The following is a 16914-nucleotide window of genomic DNA, read 5'->3' on the forward strand; positions in this document are numbered from 1 at the left end:
TTCAGGCCGTCTCCTTCATTTCCGCGGCGAGCAGGGCCTCCAGCTCGTCACTGGGCAGTTCCTCGAGCTGCGCGGCGAGCGCGTCGAGTTCGTCCTCCTCCTCCTTCGCCTTCGTCGGCAGGCGAGGCAGCAGCAGGGCCGCCAGCGCCTCGACGCTCGTGCCCTTGAGCAGCTCCACCAGCGTGGGGCCCACGCCCAGTCCGCGCTCGATCTGGTTGCGCAGCTCCACGGCGATGATCGAGTCCAGCCCGAAGGTCTGCAGCGGCTGCTTGCGCTCGAGCTGTTCGGCCGCCAGTCCCAGCGACCGCGCGATGGTGGCGTGGAGGAAGTCCTCCAGGGCCCGGGTGCGCTCGGCGGGATCCTCCAGGGACGCCAGCTGGGAGCGGATCTCTCCCCCGCCCTGCTTGCCCTTGTCGCCGGACTCGGCCTGGGCCGCCGCCAGCCGCTCGGTGATGGGCTGGAGGAACGGCGGAGGCGTGGCCGTGGGGTAGTTGGAGCTCAGGAGCCGGGGCCAGTCCACGCCGAGGACGACGGCCTGTCCCAGGTCATGCCCGAGGCAGCGCTCCAGCGCCTCCACGCCCTGATCCGGACGGATGGGGGTGATGCCGCGCCACTCGAAGTCCCGGGCGACGAGCTCGTGGCTCGCCATGCCCACCTCGCCCCAGGCGCCCCAGTTCACCGCCAGGCCGTGCTGGCCCAGTTGCCGCCGCGCCAGCGCCACGGCGTCGAGGAAGGCGTTGCCCGCGGCGTAGTCCGCCATGCCCATGGAGAAGCCGAGCGAGGCCACCGACGAGCACAGGACGAAGAGCTCCAGGGGCTCGTCCGCGAGCAGGCGGTGCAGGTTCCACGCGCCCGCCAGCTTCGGCTCCACCGTGGAGAGGAACTGGGCGGCGCTCAACCGCGAGAAGCGCGAGGGCATGGACACACCGGCCGCGTGGATGACGCCGCGGATCGGCGGCCACCCCTCGCGGCGGAAGGACTCGAGGAAGGCGCGCACCTGCGCCTCGTTGCCCGCGTCCATCGCCACGGGGTGGATGCTCGCGCCCAGGGCCTCCAGCGCGCGCACGGAGGCGATCTGCCGGCCCGCCGGGGAGTCCGGCGCCACGGTGTGCCAGTCGCGGCGCTCGGGCAGGGGCGTGCGGCCCGCCAGCACCAGCCGGCGCGCTCCGCGCTCGATCATCCAGCGCGCGAACACCAGGCCCAGGCCGCCGCGTCCGCCGGTGATGAGGTACGTGGCGTCCGGACGCAGCCGCGCCGGCAGCGAGCCCTCCGCCAGGTGCGGCGCGGGCACCAGCCGATCACTCCACACGCGCCCGCCGCGCAGGGCGAGCTGGAAGTCCACGGGCGGCTCGCACAACAGGGTGTGCAGGCGCTCCGCCTCGTCGGCGGGAGCCACGGCCTCCAGATCCACCACGCCACCGGCCAATTCGGGGTGCTCCTGCTGGAAGAGGGAGCTGGCGAGGCCCCACAACGGGCTCTGGGCGACCGCCACGGGGTGCGTGTCCCCGGACACCTGCCGCGCGCCGCGCGTGAGGACCCACAACCGGGGCGGCTGGGGCCACGTCGCGCCCTCCACGGCCTGCACCAGGTGCACCAGTGCCAACGAGCCGGGGGCCTGCGCGTCCATGAGGGAGGAGGCGGTCAGCGCGTCGGGCGCGGGCGCGTCCAGGCCCCACAGGTGCACCAGGGCCTCCGGCTTCGCGGACAGGGCGCCGAGCAACCTCGGGAAGTCCTCGGGCCGCGAGGGGTTCACCTGGAAGGTCCCGCCCGCCGCGGGGGCCACGAAGTCCGGGCCGGGACGGACCTGGAAGACGGTGTGGCCCAGTCCCTCGAGCCGCGCCGCGAGCGAGGCCGCGACGCCCGTCTCGTCCGAGAGCAGCAGCCAGGTGCCCGGCGCCGCCTGATGCCCAGGGCGCGTGCCCGGCTCCACCTCGCGCCACGTCAGCTCGTAGAACTGGTTGCGCAGGGCCTCCGCGCCGGCCGACACCTCGAGCGCGCGCGAGCGGAACCCCTCGATGGACATCAGGAGCCGGCCCGCGTCGTCATACACCTCGAAGTCGTTGACCATGCTCTCCTTGTCCAGCGAGCACACGCGCTCGTGCACCCACAGACGGCCCACCAGGGGGGCATGGACGGTGAGCCGATCGATGCCCACGGGCAGGTAGGTGCTCATCTCCAGGCCTCCGAAGACGGGCGCCACGAGCATGGCCTGGAAGCACGCGTCCAGGAGCGCGGGGAAGCTCTCGTACCCGGTGAGCACCTGGGGCGTCGCCGCCTCCAGCTCGACGCGGGCGAGCGCTTCGCGGCCCCGGGACGCCACCTGGGCCAGGCCCTGGAACCACGGCCCGTAGCCGAAGTTCAGCTCCCGGGTGCGCGCGTAGCACGCGTCACGGCCATGGAGCTCCACGGAGCGGAACGCCTCCTGGAGGGCGGCGAGCCGTCCGGGGTTCGCCGGCCGGGGAGTCGCCGCGCGGAGCGAGCCCGTCGCGTGCCGCAGCCACGTCTCGTCCATGGCGCTCGCGCGGCTGTACACCGTGAAGCGCAAGGTGTCGGGATCCACCACGGTCTGCACCGTCGTGGGCTCGTCCCGTAGGAACAACGCCTTGTCGAAGCGCAGGCCGTGCAGCTCCACGGGGCCCTGGACGCGGCCGGTGGCCTCGCGCAGCGCCTTGAGACCCATCTCGATGTAGCCCGCGCCGGGGAAGAGCACCGCCCCCTGGACGGCATGATCCTCCAGCCACGCCGGCGAGCGCTTGTCCACGCGCGTCTCCCAGGTGGGCCGAGCGGACCCCAGGCGCTTGCCGAGCAGCGGGTGGCTGGCGCGGCCGATCCGATCCTGACGGGCCGCCGCGGACTCCTCCCAGTAGATCTGCCGATCCCACGCGTAGAGCGGCAGGTCGGCGGGCTGAGACGGACTGGAATGCAGCGCGCTCCAGGTGGGCTCCACGCCCAGCGAGTAGAGCGCGCCCACGGAGGCGAGCATGCCGGGGACGTCATCGCCGCCACGCTTGAGCGTGGGCAGCGAGCGCACCGGCGTGCCGCGCTTCTGGGCGCACTCCTGGATGGAGCCCGCGAGCACCGGGTGCGGACCCACCTCCAGGAAGGTGCGGTAGCCGTCCTGGATCATCCGATCCGTGGCCATGGCGAAGCGCACCGGATCGCGCACGTTGAGCCACCAGTAGGCGTTGTCCAGCTCCGGGCCCTCGGCGCGCAGGCCCGTCACCGTCGCGTAGAGCGGCACCTGGGCGCGCTGGGGCTTCAAGTCCGCGAGCACGTCGAGCAGCTCCTCGCGCAGCGGATCCATGTAGTGGCTGTGGAAGGGCACGTCCACGCGCAGGAAGCGGGTGAAGACACCACGCGCGGCGAGCGGAGCCGTCACCCGCTCGAGCACCTGGGGATCCCCCGCGAGCGTCACCGAATGGGGGCTGTTGACCGCGGCCACGGACACGCCCGCGTGGCCGTCGATGGCCGCGAGCGCTTCCTCGAAGGGAAGGCCCACCGCCACGAGCTTGCCCTGACCGGAGGTGCGGTGCTGAAGCCGGCTGCGGTGGTACACCACGCGGCACGCCTCCTCGAGCCCGAGCACGCCCGCGGCCCAGAAGGACGCGGCCTCGCCGGTGCTGTGGCCGACGATGGCGGCCGGGGTGATGCCCCAGGAGCGCAGCAGCTCGGTGAGGCCCACCTGGATGGCGAAGTTGGCGGGCTGGGAGATGCGCGTCTCGCCCATGCGCGACTGTGCCTCCTCGGCCGTCAGCTCCTTCATGAGCGACCAGTCGGCCCAGCGGCCCAGGAAGGCATCGCACTGCTCCACGGCGCGCCGGAAGACGGGCTCGGCGGAGAGCAGCGAGCGGCCCATGCCCCACCACTGGGGGCCCATGCCGGTGTAGACGAACGCCAGCTCCGCGCGCGCCTGGGGATTCACCTGCCCGGAGGACAGCCCCACCCGCTCCTCGCCCGCGAGGAAGGCGCCGAGCGAATCGGCCAGCTCCTGGGACGAGCGCGCGACGACGGACAACCGGTGTCCATGGTGGCCGCGCCGGAGGGCCGCCGTGGCCGCCAGGGCCGGGAGCGCTGGAGCCGGGGTGCCCGCCTCCTTCTGGGCCAGGGCCCGCTCCCGCCACGCGGAGGCGAGACCGCGCAGCGACTCGCCACTGCGCGCCGAGAGCGCCACCAGCGTGGGCGCGGACTCGGCCGGAGCGGCCTCGGACGCGCGCGCGGGCGCCTCGGCGAGCACGACGTGGGCGTTGGTGCCACCGAAACCGAAGGAGTTGACCGCGGCCACCGCCGGACCGGGCCCCTCGGGCCAGGGCTGGAGCTCGCGCACCACGCGCAGGCGCAGGGCGTCGAAGTCGATGTTCGGATTGGGGTTGATCAGATGGAGGTGGGGCGGAATCTGGCGGTGCTTGAGGCACAGGGCCGCCTTGACGAGCCCCGCCACGCCGGCGGCCGCCTCCAGGTGGCCGATGTTCGTCTTCACCGAGCCCACGAGGCAGTGCTCGCCCTCGGGACGCCCCTCGCTGAATACCTCGCCGAGTCCCCGCGCCTCGATGGGATCGCCCACGGGGGTGCCGGTGCCGTGCGCCTCGATGTAGCGCGTCTGGGAGGGAGGCAGTCCCGCGCGCTGGAAGGCCTCGCGCACCAGGGCCTTCTGCGCCTCGCTGCTGGGCACGGTGATGCCCGGGGTGCGGCCGTCCTGGTTGGCCGCGGTGCCGCGGATCACCGCGTAGATGGAGTCCCCGTCCTCGAGCGCGTCGGACAGCCGCTTGAGCACCACCACGCCCGCGCCCTCCCCGCGCACATAGCCGTTGGCGCGCGAGTCGAACGTCTTGCACCGCCCGTCGGGCGAGAGCATGCCCGCCTTGGACTCGGCGATGGTGAACTCGGGGCGGAACATGGCGTTGGCGCCCCCGGCGAGCGCCAGCGAGGACTCGCCACTCCACAGGCTCTGGCAGGCCAGGTGCACCGCCACGAGCGACGAGGAGCACGCGGTGTCGAGCGAGACGCTGGGCCCGCGCAGATCGAACCAGTAGGACAGGCGGTTGGACGCCATGGTCATGGCGGTGCCGGTGCCGGTGTGCGAGCCGATGAGCTCGCGGTTGCTCTCACTGAGCTGCAGGACCTTGGTGTCCTCGGTGAACACGCCCATGAAGACGCCGGTGCGGCTGCCCGCGAGCCGCTCGGGCACGAGGCCCGCGTCCTCCATGGCCTCCCACGTCACCTCGAGCAGCCAGCGCTGCATCGGATCCAGGTGCGAGGCCTCGCGCGGGGACATGCCGAAGAAGCGCGCGTCGAAGGCGCCGATGGGCTGCTCGATGAAGCCGCCCCAGCGCGTCACCGCCTTGCCCGGCTTGCCCGGGGTGGGATCGTAGAAGCTGTCCGCGTCCCAGCGCTCCGCGGGCACTTCCCGGATGGCGTCCACGCCGTCGCACAACATGCGCCAGAAGGCCTCGGGGTTGGCCGCGCCGGGAAACCGGCAGCCGATTCCGATGATGGCAATGGGCTCGGGGCTGGCGGGGATGTCGCTCGGGGAACGCTCGCTCATGAGGATCGGATCCTTCGGAAAGGGACTTTCAGGACGCACGAGACCCCGGACGTCCCACGCCCACATGGGCACGAGACGCCCCGGTCCATGCCAGGGAGACGGTCAACGGAAACGGAGGCTCAGCGGGACAGCAGGGCTTCGTTCAGCTTCGCGCGCGCCACATCCCAGGAGATGTTGACGTCCTGGGCGCTGACTTCCCAGTGGGTGCTCGTGCTGCCACGGCTGATGGCCGGCGCCTCGTTCATGGCGGCGACGTGAAGGGGGCTCGTGAAGAAGGCGTACATGGACGCCTCGTCCTTCCAGATGGAGATGGTGCGCCCGTAGCCGCACTTGGCCGAGCCCGAGAGCGACATGGCGACGAGTCCCGGATTGCCCATGAGCGGCCCCACCATGCCGCCGATCAGCTCGTTGATGCGCGGACCGGAGTTGGGGTCCTCCCCCACCACGATGAGGGTGGTGACGGCGAGGTAGTGCTCCTGGACGGGGGCCTTCGCGCTGCCCGTGGCCGAGTCGAACCCGGGGCCCGTCATGGGGAGCGACACCTTGAGGTCATCGTCCTCGCAAGCGAACTCCTGGGGCAGCGTGGGCGCGGGCTGCGCCGGAGTGGGCGTCGGATCCGGAATTCCACAAGCGCCCAGGAGGATCAAACCCAGGGGAAGCAGGGCGGAACGAAGGGGGCGCGAGGAGAGGGGACGAAGGGAGCTCGTGGTTTTCATGCGGGGCGATCCGGTGGGGGGGAGACGACGCCTAGCGCGCGCGCGACACGGTGCCGAAACACAGCTCCGCGAAGGTGCGTTTGAGACGCGAGGACTGGAAATCGGTGCGGCGTCCGAAGCTGACGACCTGGACCCGGGTACCCGGAGGCTCGCCCTTCCCCATCGTCACGACCCACACCGACGAACCGTCATCACGCCGCACGGAACAGTAGGTGTAGGGCCCCGCCCGGAGCTGCTCCTCGACCTGGCCCAGGAAGGGTTCCTGGTCGGAAGCGGAGTGCTCGAGCCCCCCCAGCGGATTGCCCATGGGCGCCGCTGCCCGAGCTGGCGCGGCGAGCGCCAGGTACCCACCCCCGGCGCACAACAGGGCCGCCAGCCCCGAGAGGCCGAGGAGAATTCGTGTGCGCTGAGAACGTGGGAAATAAAAAGTCATGCGGCCAGTGCGAACTATCCGACAGTTCGTCACTGACGACAAGATGCGTCACAATCAAAGGCCGCGGCCGTACTCCCGCAGGAGCCCCTTGAGCTTCTGGCCCATCGCATTGAGGTCCTGCATGGCCTGCTCCGTCTGCCGGGTGCTGGTGAGCGTCTGTTGGGTGGCCTGACTCACGTCTCTCATTGCTTGGCGGATTTGCCCGATTCCCGTGGCTTGCTGGTTCGCGGAGGCGGAGATCTGCGCCGCGGTGAGCGACGCCTGGCTGAGCAGGTCGCTCAGCATCTGGATGGTGCCGCCCGTCTGCGTCACCACGCGCGTGGCCGTGCTCACGCTCTTGGTGCCCTCCTCCGTGGTCATCACCGCGCCCTGGGTGGCCTTTTGAATCTGCCCCAGGATCTGCCGCACCTGGGCGGTGGCCTTCTTGGACTGGTCCGCGAGCGCCTTCACCTCGGCGGCCACCACGGCGAAGCCCCGGCCGTGCTCTCCGGCCCGGCTCGCCTCGATGGAGGCGTTGAGCGCGAGCATGTGCGTCTGCTCGGAGATGTCATTGACGGTGGTGATGATGTCGCCGATGGCCTGGGCCTGCTCGGCCAGGGCGAGAATCCGCGAGGCGATGGACTCCACCTGCTCGCGCACGGCGTTCATGGAGGCGATGGCCTCGTCCACCGCGCGTCGGCCGCCCCTGCCCACTTCCTCGGAGTGGCGCGCTGAATCGCTCACCGCCCGCGCCCGGCCCGCCGCCTCATCCGAGGACTGGGCCAGCTCCTCGATGGTGCTCACCGTCTGGGCCACGGCGCTGCCCTGCTCCTGGGCGCCGGCCACCTGCTCGGTGGTGCTCACCAGGATTTCCGACGTGGTGCCCGCGAGCTGATTGACGAACTCGGCCACGGTCCGCAGCGTGTGCTCGCGCTCCTGGGCTTGTTTGGCCAACAGGGCCTCGGCCTCCTGGCGCCGCTCGGCCATGGCGTTGAAGGCGGTGGCGAGCTCTCCCGTCTCATCGGAGTTGACCACGTCGATGCGGTGCGCCAGCTGCCCGCGGCCGAGCAGCACGGTGCCCTGCACCAGCTTCGACAAGGGGACGGTGATGCTCTGGGTGATGAGGTAGCTGCCGAGCACGACGATGAGGAGGCCGAGCAGCGTGCCCCCGCCCAGCACCAGCATGCTCAAGCGCACGCTGTCACGGGCCTCCTTGTCGAGACGATCCCAGCGCGCGTCCTCGGCGATGACCATCTCGTCGAAGCCCTCGCGCACCTGGTTCATGAGCTGCCGGCCCCGGCCCGCGCTCGTGCGCACCATCTGGTTCACGGCCTCCACTCCATTGGGCTGCTCGCGCAGCCGGCGTGTGTTCTCCAGGGTGGAGATCCGCTCGCGCACGAGCGGCTCGAGCTTCTCCAGCCGCACGCGCTGCTCGGAATCATCCGCCAGGTGCTGGCGCAGGTTGGCCAGCTCCATGTCCAGCTCCGCCAGCGCCTGCCGGTAGGGCTCCAGATAGGTCGTATCACCGGTGATGATGAAGCCGCGCTGGCTCGTCTCCGCGTCCACGATGAGGGCGCGGATGGCGCGCATGAGGCGGCCCTGATCCCGGCTGTCCACCAGGAGGGCGGTGGTCGTCCGCAGCTGCCGCGCGCCCAGGAAGGCCACCAACGCCACGGCCAGCAACACCACCAGCGACAGCCCGAACCCCAGGGCGATCTTCTTTCCGATGCTCATGACACCTTTCTCTAGACCTTTTCCACGACGAGCCGAAGCACGGATCAGCCTGTAGCACCCTGTGGCGGGCGCTACACGCGCCGGGACTGCCCGACATTTGAGGGCCTTGGATCCGTTGATCCACGCGGACCCGGAAAGCCGGGGGGTAGACGGGCGGGCGGTGACGACTCAGATCGCGAGCGTGGATCACCTCCGGATCAGGTTCACCCCCGCGCTCCTCCCGCCCAGGCCCGGCCATGTCCGCCGCCAGGCCTTCCGGGAGGATCAGCCGCGGGGGGGTGGACGGGCTCCGGGGTGGCGCCACGGGAGGCGATGACATGGCCGGGTTGGATTGGGTGCAGGTGGACGTGGGCTTCCCCATGAGCCTCGAGGCGGTGTGCGCCGCGAGAACGCTGGGGATGGACCGGCGCGCCTTCCTGGGCTCCATCGTGGAACTCCAGATCTGGGCCGTGCAGGCGCTGCCCTCCGGGCGCTTCGAGCGCTTCGCCACGTCCCACGGACAGGTGCCGGACGCGTCCGCGGACGAGGCGGTGTGGTGCGAGGCCCTCGAGGGCGCGGTCCGGTGGACGGGCACCCCCGGCGCCTTCTGGGACGCCCTGCTGCGCGCCCGGATCCTCGTGCGCGAGGAGGATGGCGTGCGCCTCACCCTGTGCGATCGCTACGTGCAAGTCCTTGAAAAGAGGAGGAAGGAGGCCGAGCGCAAGCGCCGGGAGCGCGCCACGAAGTCGTCCGGCGCGTCCGAGGGACGTCCGTCGGACACGCCCGGGACGTCCACCTCCAGAAGGAAGAAGGAAAAGGAGAATGAGAAGAAGACTTCTTCTGCTGCAGCCGCGGGAAGGATCCAACCCGTCCCCCTCGCGCCGCTCACGAGCGAGCAGTCCCCCGCCCCGGACCCGGAGCCCATCCAGCGCTGCCTGCCGGGCATGCACATGGTGCCCGCGTCCCCGCCTCCGGAGGAACGGCTCCAGGCGGCCGTGACCGCCGCGCGAGCCGCCCGGGACGTGTCCGCGGAGACGCCCGGACGGGCCGAGGCCTTCTTCGAGGCCTGTCAGGAGGAGCGCTGCCGCACCCTGCCCGGCCTCCCCGCCGAGGAACAACCCCGGACGTGGGCGGGCTGGTACCGCTTCGCGCTGGACAAGGTGGGCGGAGACGAGCATCGGCTCCAGGCGGCCTGGCGCGGCTATCTTCACTCGGAGTGGGGCCGCACGCGCGAGCCGCGCTGCACGGCCCAGGCGTTCTGCTCACCCCGGGTGTGGAGCCGCTACCTGGAACCCCTCCCGGAGCGGACCCCGGCGGAGGAGGCGTCCGAGGACGTGTCCACCGAGGCGGGCCGCCGCTGGAAGGACTGCCTCACCTGGCTCAAGGACCATGGCAAACGCTACGCGCTGAGCTGGCTGGCCCAGGCCCGTCCGGTGGACGTGGAGGAGGGAGCGCTGGTGCTCGCGGTCCCCGACGCCTATTTCCTCCAGTGGGTGGAGGAGAACTACGGCGAGCTGGTGGAGGGCCTGGTGCGCGAGTTCGGCCTCGCGGGGGTGCGCTGGAGCCTGGCCACGCCGGACGCGGAGCGGCGGGCCACGGGGGCCTGACGCCCCCCTCGATTCATCGCTCCTCCACCACGGCGAAGGCGGCGCCCCGGCCCTCGCCGGGAAGCAGCTCCAGCCGGGCCCCGAAGGCACGCAGCATGGACTGGCCAATCGTCAGCCCGAGCCCGGTGCCGCCCCGCTCTCTCGCCGTGGTGAAGAAGGCATCGAAGACGCGGGCCCGGTTGGACGCGGAGATGCCCTGCCCGTCGTCGCGCACCACCACCCGCCCCGGCTCGGCCTCCAGCCGCACGCGCACGCCCTCGCCCCCGTGCTGCGCCGCGTTGGTGATGAGCTGCCAGAGGAGGTCCTCCAATACCTCCACGGGCAGCCCCAGCACGAGCCCCGGGGGCACCGCGCCCACCTCCACGGACAGGCCCTCGGCCCGGCCGCGCTCCGCGAGCGCTTCGAGCAGCGGAGCCACCTCCGTGCGCGAGGGCCGGGCCACCAGCGAGTCCGCGCGCGCGAGCTCCAACAGCCGCTGCACCAGCCGGGTGAGGCGCCGGGCGTCGGCGTCGATGTTGGCCAGGAAGCGCTCGCGCTGCTCGGGGGACATGCTCCCGGCGCTGTCGCGCAGCAGCTCCACGGCGCCCTGGATGGCGGCGAGCGGCGTCTTGAACTCGTGGGACACGTTGGCCGCGAACGAGCGAATGTACTGGTTGCGATCCCTCAACGCGGTGGCCATGCCCGCCAGGGACTCGGACAGCTCGGCGAGCTCGCGCACCACGGGGTGGGACACGGGCGCGAAGCCCTCGGGGGCGCTGGCGGCGATGTCGCGCGTCTGGCGCACCAGGGCGCGCACGGGACGGACCACCAACGTCGCCCCGGCGAGCGACATGAGCGCCACCACGCTCAGGAGCACCAGCCCCGTGGCGGTGAGGTTCCAGCGGTCCGCGTAGACGGCCTTGGCGAGCGTCATGGGCGTGCGCGAGAGCACCACCGCGCCCCAGACCCGGCCCGACTCCAGCACGGGCAGCGCCACCGTGACGCGCACCCCGGCGTTGCGGCTGAGGGAGGCCAGGGGCGCATCCGAATGGGAGGAGAAGCGCTGACGCAAGACAGACCGGGGCTCGCCGCGCAGCGCCGCCCGGACCTCCTCGCGCGCCATCAGGGAGGTGTCCCGATCGATGTAGTTGCTGGCCACCACCACGCCCTGGAAGTCCACCACGCGGATGCCCGCCAGGGTGGAGCGCCCCACCTCGACGAGCAACGCGGACAGCGGCTCCCCGGCTTCGGACGCATGGACATCCGCGGGGAGGATGGACCGGGGCGGCATCTCGGCGGCGGGCAACACGGGAGCCGAGGCCCGGAGCGAGGGCAGCAGGGGCCGCAATCCCGACTCCGCGGAGAGGGTCGGTGGCGGAGGCGCGAAGGCGTTCAGCCCGTAGCTCTCCCCCACTCCCCGCTCGTGCAGCCGCACCCGGACCAGCTCCGAGACCACGACTCCCTGGGAAATGAGCTCGGACTCCGTCTGGCGGATGAGTTGATCGTCATAGAGACGCAGGAACACCAGGCCGAGCAACGCGAGCACGAAGGCCCCCAGGCCCACGGCCGCGAACACCATCCACAGCCGCGCCCGGGGGCGCCGGGCCTCAGGGGAGCGCGAGCCGGTAGCCAAGGCCATGCACCGTCTGGATGACGTCACCGCCCACGTCGGCGAACTTGCGCCGGATGTGGCGCACGTGACTGTCGATGGTCCGATCACTCACCACCACGTCGTCATAGACGCGGGTCATCAACTCGTCCCGGGTGAAGGCTTTTCCCGGAGCGCGCAGGAGCGCCGCGAGCAGGTGGAACTCGGTGACCGTCAACACCACCTCGCGCTCGTTCCAGTACGCGCGCCACAGGTCCACATCCAGCCTCAGGGGCCCGCGACCGAGCACGGGAGACGGGGGGGTCGTGGGAGGGGCCGCGGTGGCGCGGGCCCGCCGGAGCACGGCCTTCACGCGAGCCACCAGTTCCCGGGGACTGAAGGGCTTGGTGATGTAGTCGTCGCCCCCCAGTTCCAGACCGAGGATGCGATCCACCTCATCGTCGCGCGAGGACAGGAACACGATGGGGCATTCGTGGGCGCGGCGGACTTCGCGGCACATCTCCAGCCCGTCCATCTCCGGCATCATGATGTCCAGGACGATGAGCGCGGGCACCGAGCGCTTCACCTGCGCCAGGCCCTCCCGGCCGTTGGCGGCCTGCTCCACGTGGAAGCCCGCCTGAGAGAGGGCGAACGTCACCACCTCCCGCAGGTGCGGATCATCATCGACCACCAACAAGGAGGCGCGCTCCGTCACGTTCCCGTCCTCTTCGCCCCGGGGAGTTGCTCCGGTGGAGCGCACTTTAACGTGCGTTCGACCACGGGAGCGGGCGGCATGCGCGAACGCATAGTGGGAATTCACAACTGTCGATTCCAGGGAGCCGCGGCCTGGGCCAGTTTGTTGCCCACGACCCCGTATTCCCGAGGAATCTCGACGTGAAAACCTCCCTGCTCGCCGCGAGCGCGTTGCTGTTCAGCGCGTGCTCCTCCCCAGCGGTTCGCACGCCTTCTCCCTCGTCGCTCGTCGTCGCCGCCGAAAGCCGCGACCTGATCTGGAACGCCGTGGCCCTCTCCGAGGACGGACGGGTGTTCGTCAGCGGACCGCGCTGGACGGGCAGCCGGGGCCCCGCCCTCGCCCTGCTGGATGCGGAGGGCCAGCCGCACGCCTACCCCGACGAGCGCTGGAACGCATGGAGCCCCGGCTCGGATGCTCGCCAGGCCTTCGTGAACATCAATGCCATCCACCGAGGCCCGGAGGACTCGCTCTGGGTCATCGACACCGGAGCCCCTGATTTCGGAGGCGCCCCCCTGCCGGACGGAGCGAAGGTGGTCCGCATCGATTTGAAGAACGGCACCGTGAGCCGGGTGTACCCCCTGGGCGCCGAGATCGCGACGCCCCAGAGCTACGTCGATGACATCCGCATCCATGGCACCCGGGGCTACCTGACCGACGCGGGCCGTCCGGGCCTCATCGTGCTCGACCTGGAGTCGGGCGCCGCGCGGCGGGTGTTGGACAACGCCCCGTCCACCACGGCGCCCATGGATCGGCCCATCCTGTTGGAGGGCAAGCCCGTCAAGGCACCGGACGGCAGCGTGCTCCGAGTACACGCGGATCCACTGGAACTCAGTCCCGACGGAAAATGGCTCTACTTCGCGTCCCTCCACGGGCCCTGGTCCCGCATCGAGACGCGCTGGTTGGAGGACGCCAGCCTGTCGCCCGAGGCCGTGGCATCCCACGTCGAGCCCTGGGCCGACTTGCCGCCCACGGGAGGAACGGCGCTGGACGAGAATGGAGACCTCTACTTCGGCGACCTGGCCGAGGATGCCATCAAGAAGCGGACACCGGAGGGACGCATCGAGACGGTCATCGCGGATCCCCGGCTGCACTGGGTGGACGCGCCCTATCTCACCCAGGATGGCTGGCTGTGGCTGCCCGTTCCGCAGATGGATCGGGTGGCGCTGTTCAACGAGGGGAAGGCTCGCACCACCTGGCCCATTCAACTGCTGCGCCTGCGGGTGCGGTGACTCAGGAGCGGAGGCGAGAGGCGACGAGGAAGAGCCAGGAGAGGGAGGAGTCGAGAAGGGACTGGCGAGAGCGCATGGAGTGACAGGCCCGGGCGAAGGGCAACCAGACTCGGTTACCCACGAGCACCTGGGACTCCTCGAGCTTCTGGCGAGGAATCCACCGGCCGCCCAGGTGGCGCACCAGCACCTCACCCAGGTAGGCGCCAATGGCGGGCACCGCGTGCGCGTCGATGTTGGCCCTCAAGCGGGTGGAGGGGAAGTCCTCGCGCCAGAAGTAGAAGTCGATGTCCGTGAGGGACGCGGGAGAGGCCTCGAAGACGGAGGGCACGTCGGTGTGCAGCAGCGCCACGAGGTGCTCGGCGAGGGAGCGGTAGTGCGCGCACGCGCGCTCCACGTCCTCGACGTCCGAGGGAAGAGCGGCGTGGGCGGGCAGCCACTCCTCGGGCTCGGGAGGGCGCCAGGCATTCAATTCGGTGATTTTGCGCGAGCGTTGGTGACTGGCCGTGAGGTCCACCACGCGCGAGAGGAGAGGCGCCATGTCCGGGTGGAAGTGGGGTTCGACGGGAGCGAGCGCGGCGCTGCGCTCGCGCAGGGAGCGCAGCACGGTGTGGTAGTCGAGCTCCGGCCGGAGGTGGACATGGGCACGGGCCTGGACTTCCCGCGCCGCGTCGCTGGCGAAGTCGGCGGGAGTGGGCCAGAGCACCAGGAGGACGGAGCCGTTGGGCAACGCCTCCACCCGGTGGGCGGGCGTGGACAGCATGCGCTCGCGGCCCACGGACTCCACCAGCTTCGGTCCAAAGACATTGAGCCAGAACACCTCGTAGATTTTGTCGAATCCGTCCCTGCGTGCGGTTTTTTCATCCCGACCGAAGTAGGGAGAACCCGACAACAGCATGTCATCGATGCCGTGGGCCGAGGTATGAGCAACGGGATAGCGAGAAGCCCAGAGGCGCACCATCTCCACGAATTGACGGCAACGCTCCTCCTCCGCGAAGAAGGACAAGGGCTTTACACTGATGAAGATTCTCAGTTCAGGAGGCAGCGGCGGAAACCAGAGACGAAGCGCTATATCCAATGGGGGCCACTGCGTCCGGTAGAGTCCCAGTCCCGTGCTGTTGTCTTCACGCTGCTCCTCGAGTGCCTTCCAGAAGGAAGAACGGGAGTATTTGCGTTGCCGCCTGCCCTTGACGACGTCGGGCATCCATTCGCCCGCGCATGTCTCAAATGCTTGGAGGAAGGGTTCCAATTCGCGCTCCAATGGGGCTTGAGGATCAAACGCGCCTTCAAAAGAGAGTTGGAGGTAGTCCTCGTCCTTGAGGCTGTGGAACTTCAGCACCTTCATTGGAACAACACCTCCACGCCCTTGACCGTTCTCTCGGTTTCGGTCACGACAGACTCCAAGGATTTGACATTCCTGGGTTTGAACTCGCCGCCCTCATAGATGAGACGAACCCTTGCGACTGGCACATCGCGATTCTCGCCAACGAGGTTTTTAAGAGTGGGTCGACGGATCTGCAGCGTCTCGCCGTAGTACCTCAGGGCATCCCTCGTGTCCGCAAGCATCTGCGCGTCCAAGGATGCACCCTCCAGTCGAACGAGATTTCGGCTCTTGAAGCTGAAGGTCTCCACGCGAGGCATCTGACCGGGGAGCGGACGCTGCTCCACGACGAGCACATCCGCGTAGCGCAGGCCTGTGCCGGGCTTCCACACCCCCACGGACCGCTCAACACGCGGCTGGTGGAAGTCCCCGAGAAAGCGCCGCGCCTCCCGGGGCAAGGCCGCGTCGGCCCGCAGCAACTCCACCATGCGGTGCTCGAAGGCCAGCCCCCGGGCGAACCACCCCCGCATCACCTCATAGGCCTCCCAGCGCAGCGGCCCCTCGGCGGCCAGTCCCTGGCGGAGCTCCCCCAGGCGCTTCTCCCGGTAGGCGACGTACTCGCCCCAGCGCGGGTTGCCCTCGGCTTCGGGTGGAGGTGCCTCCAGGGTGGGCCGCTGCCGCTCCAACACCGCCACGTCCCGGGGCAGACGCGGGCCCACGGCTTCGCGCTCCACCAGCGCCAGGCGTGCTTCCACCACCTCTCGGGTGAGTCCCGCCCCCTCATCCACCAGCGCGGCCATGCCCCCGAGGCCGTTGCCTACCGAAGGGCCCGTGCGCTGGGGCTTCTGCTGGGACAGCCACGCCTGGGCCCGCGCCACGTCTCCCCTGCCCTCGTGCAACGCCAGCGCCGCTTCCATGCCTCCCTCGGCCACGAAATAGGCCGCCTCCCGCCGGGCCCGAATCTCCTCGAGCAACGCCTTCACCCCATCCGCCCCCAGGAGCGTCCCCCACTGCCGCCCCAGTACCTGGAGTGAGTCCAGGCGCGGCACCCCGAGCTCCCCCAGGGCACGTACCCCTCGGCCTCCCGCGTACAGCGTCACCGCCAGGGCCGCGGGCGCCAGCTCCCTCGTGGCCCGCTCGTACTCGCCCCTCGCCAGTGAGGCCAGGCCTTCTCCCGTCCCCGCCGCCAGGTAGTAGAAGCCCAACGGCACTCCGAATGTCACCGCGTCGAAGCTGCCCACCACCACTCGGCCCGGAGCGAGGTGCCGCAGCGTCAACGCCCGCTCCACCTCGTACGCCGCCTCCCGGTAGGGCGCGGGCAACTGTGCCCACCGCGCCGACAACTCCACGTAGCGCAGGCCGTCATTCACCGGAATGGTGGACAGCGCGTCCCTCGCGGCGCGGGCCAGGCCCCTGGGCACGTCCCCCGCCCGCTCACCCCTCTCGGGGTAGGCCGAGAGGGGCAGTCCCCTCGCCTCCAACTCCGCGCGCACCGTGGGCATGAGCGCCAGCGTCTGCCCCAACCGCTTGTCCCGGGCCAGCAGGCGCAGCAGCGCCTCCACCTCGTCGTCATGCGCCGAGTGCAGCACGAAGAGGGCGAATACCTCCGCGTGCACCGGGCCATAACGCTCGGTGGCCATGAGCAGGAAGGCGGCGCGCTTGCGCACCAGGACTTCGGCCGCGTCCTCTCTCACCGGCCCCAGGGCCCCCAGGCGCACCGCGCCCCAGTCATCCAACGCCTCCACCAGCCGGGGCATGTCCACCCTCCTCTGCAGGGCGACGTAGTCCGCGGGCGAGGGACACCTCAGCCAGGGCTCCAGCAGCGCCTCGGTGTCTCTCGCGCCCAGCTCCGGCCAGCCCTCCAACTCAGCCGTGCCTCCACAGGCGTCCTCCCGGAGAGGAAATCCCCCCGCACCTCCCTCCAACCTCTTCTGGACGACAGACACCCCCAACCGCGGCCCATGGAGCAGCCCTCCGAGCGGCGGCCCCGTGGCGCACCCCGTGAGCAGTAAGAGCACGGCCAGGAGCACTGGGACAACGCCTGGCGTCATGCCGA

The 16914-nt window shown here is 70.6% G+C and carries 10 protein-coding genes; 2 read left to right on the forward strand and 8 right to left on the reverse strand.

The genetic code is table 11. The features are described from left to right. Nucleotide 1: 1 nt before the first annotated feature. From MEBOL_RS37435 to MEBOL_RS37450, 4 genes are all read right to left on the reverse strand, one after another. Nucleotides 2–5542, reverse strand: coding sequence for a type I polyketide synthase (locus tag MEBOL_RS37435; protein WP_170115671.1), 5541 nt, complete (start codon nucleotides 5540–5542; stop codon nucleotides 2–4). 119 nt (nucleotides 5543–5661) lie between these two features. After that, complete coding sequence (locus MEBOL_RS37440) at nucleotides 5662–6258, reverse strand: hypothetical protein (protein ID WP_095981890.1); 597 nt, start codon at nucleotides 6256–6258, stop codon at nucleotides 5662–5664. Nucleotides 6259–6289: 31 nt separating this feature from the next. Further along, nucleotides 6290–6565 (reverse strand): hypothetical protein, encoded by a 276-nt coding sequence (locus MEBOL_RS37445; RefSeq protein WP_095981891.1) that lies wholly within the window; start codon nucleotides 6563–6565, stop codon nucleotides 6290–6292. Nucleotides 6566–6745: 180 nt separating this feature from the next. Beyond that, the gene (locus MEBOL_RS37450; RefSeq protein ID WP_095981892.1) at nucleotides 6746–8404 is read right to left on the reverse strand and encodes a methyl-accepting chemotaxis protein; all 1659 of its coding nucleotides are present in this window, start codon (nucleotides 8402–8404) and stop codon (nucleotides 6746–6748) included. Nucleotides 8405–8721: 317 nt separating this feature from the next. On the opposite strand from MEBOL_RS37450, the gene MEBOL_RS37455 reads away from it, so the two are divergent. Further along, entirely contained in the window at nucleotides 8722–9990 is a 1269-nt protein-coding gene (locus MEBOL_RS37455) for a DnaA N-terminal domain-containing protein (RefSeq protein ID WP_095983247.1), read from the forward strand. Between the two features lie 13 nt (nucleotides 9991–10003). On the opposite strand, the gene MEBOL_RS37460 is transcribed toward MEBOL_RS37455, so the two are convergent. Further along, complete coding sequence (locus MEBOL_RS37460) at nucleotides 10004–11608, reverse strand: histidine kinase dimerization/phospho-acceptor domain-containing protein (protein ID WP_095981893.1); 1605 nt, start codon at nucleotides 11606–11608, stop codon at nucleotides 10004–10006. Then, entirely contained in the window at nucleotides 11577–12272 is a 696-nt protein-coding gene (locus tag MEBOL_RS37465; protein ID WP_095981894.1) for a response regulator transcription factor, read from the reverse strand. Before MEBOL_RS37465 ends, MEBOL_RS37460 begins: the two co-directional genes overlap by 32 nt. Before the next feature lie 179 nt (nucleotides 12273–12451). Between MEBOL_RS37465 and MEBOL_RS37470 the strand changes: the two genes are divergently transcribed. Continuing rightward, complete coding sequence (locus MEBOL_RS37470; protein WP_095981895.1) at nucleotides 12452–13540, forward strand: L-dopachrome tautomerase-related protein; 1089 nt, start codon at nucleotides 12452–12454, stop codon at nucleotides 13538–13540. A gap of 1 nt (nucleotide 13541) precedes the next feature. On the opposite strand, the gene MEBOL_RS37475 is transcribed toward MEBOL_RS37470, so the two are convergent. After that, entirely contained in the window at nucleotides 13542–14882 is a 1341-nt protein-coding gene (locus tag MEBOL_RS37475) for a hypothetical protein (protein WP_095981896.1), read from the reverse strand. Continuing rightward, nucleotides 14879–16909 carry a hypothetical protein gene (locus tag MEBOL_RS37480; protein WP_095981897.1) on the reverse strand — a complete coding sequence of 677 codons (2031 nt, stop codon included), beginning with the start codon at nucleotides 16907–16909 and terminating at the stop codon, nucleotides 14879–14881. The genes MEBOL_RS37475 and MEBOL_RS37480 overlap by 4 nt, the downstream gene beginning before the upstream one ends. Nucleotides 16910–16914 lie beyond the last annotated feature (5 nt).

It is taken from the genome of Melittangium boletus DSM 14713 (genome assembly GCF_002305855.1).
Classification (GTDB): domain Bacteria; phylum Myxococcota; class Myxococcia; order Myxococcales; family Myxococcaceae; genus Cystobacter; species Cystobacter boletus.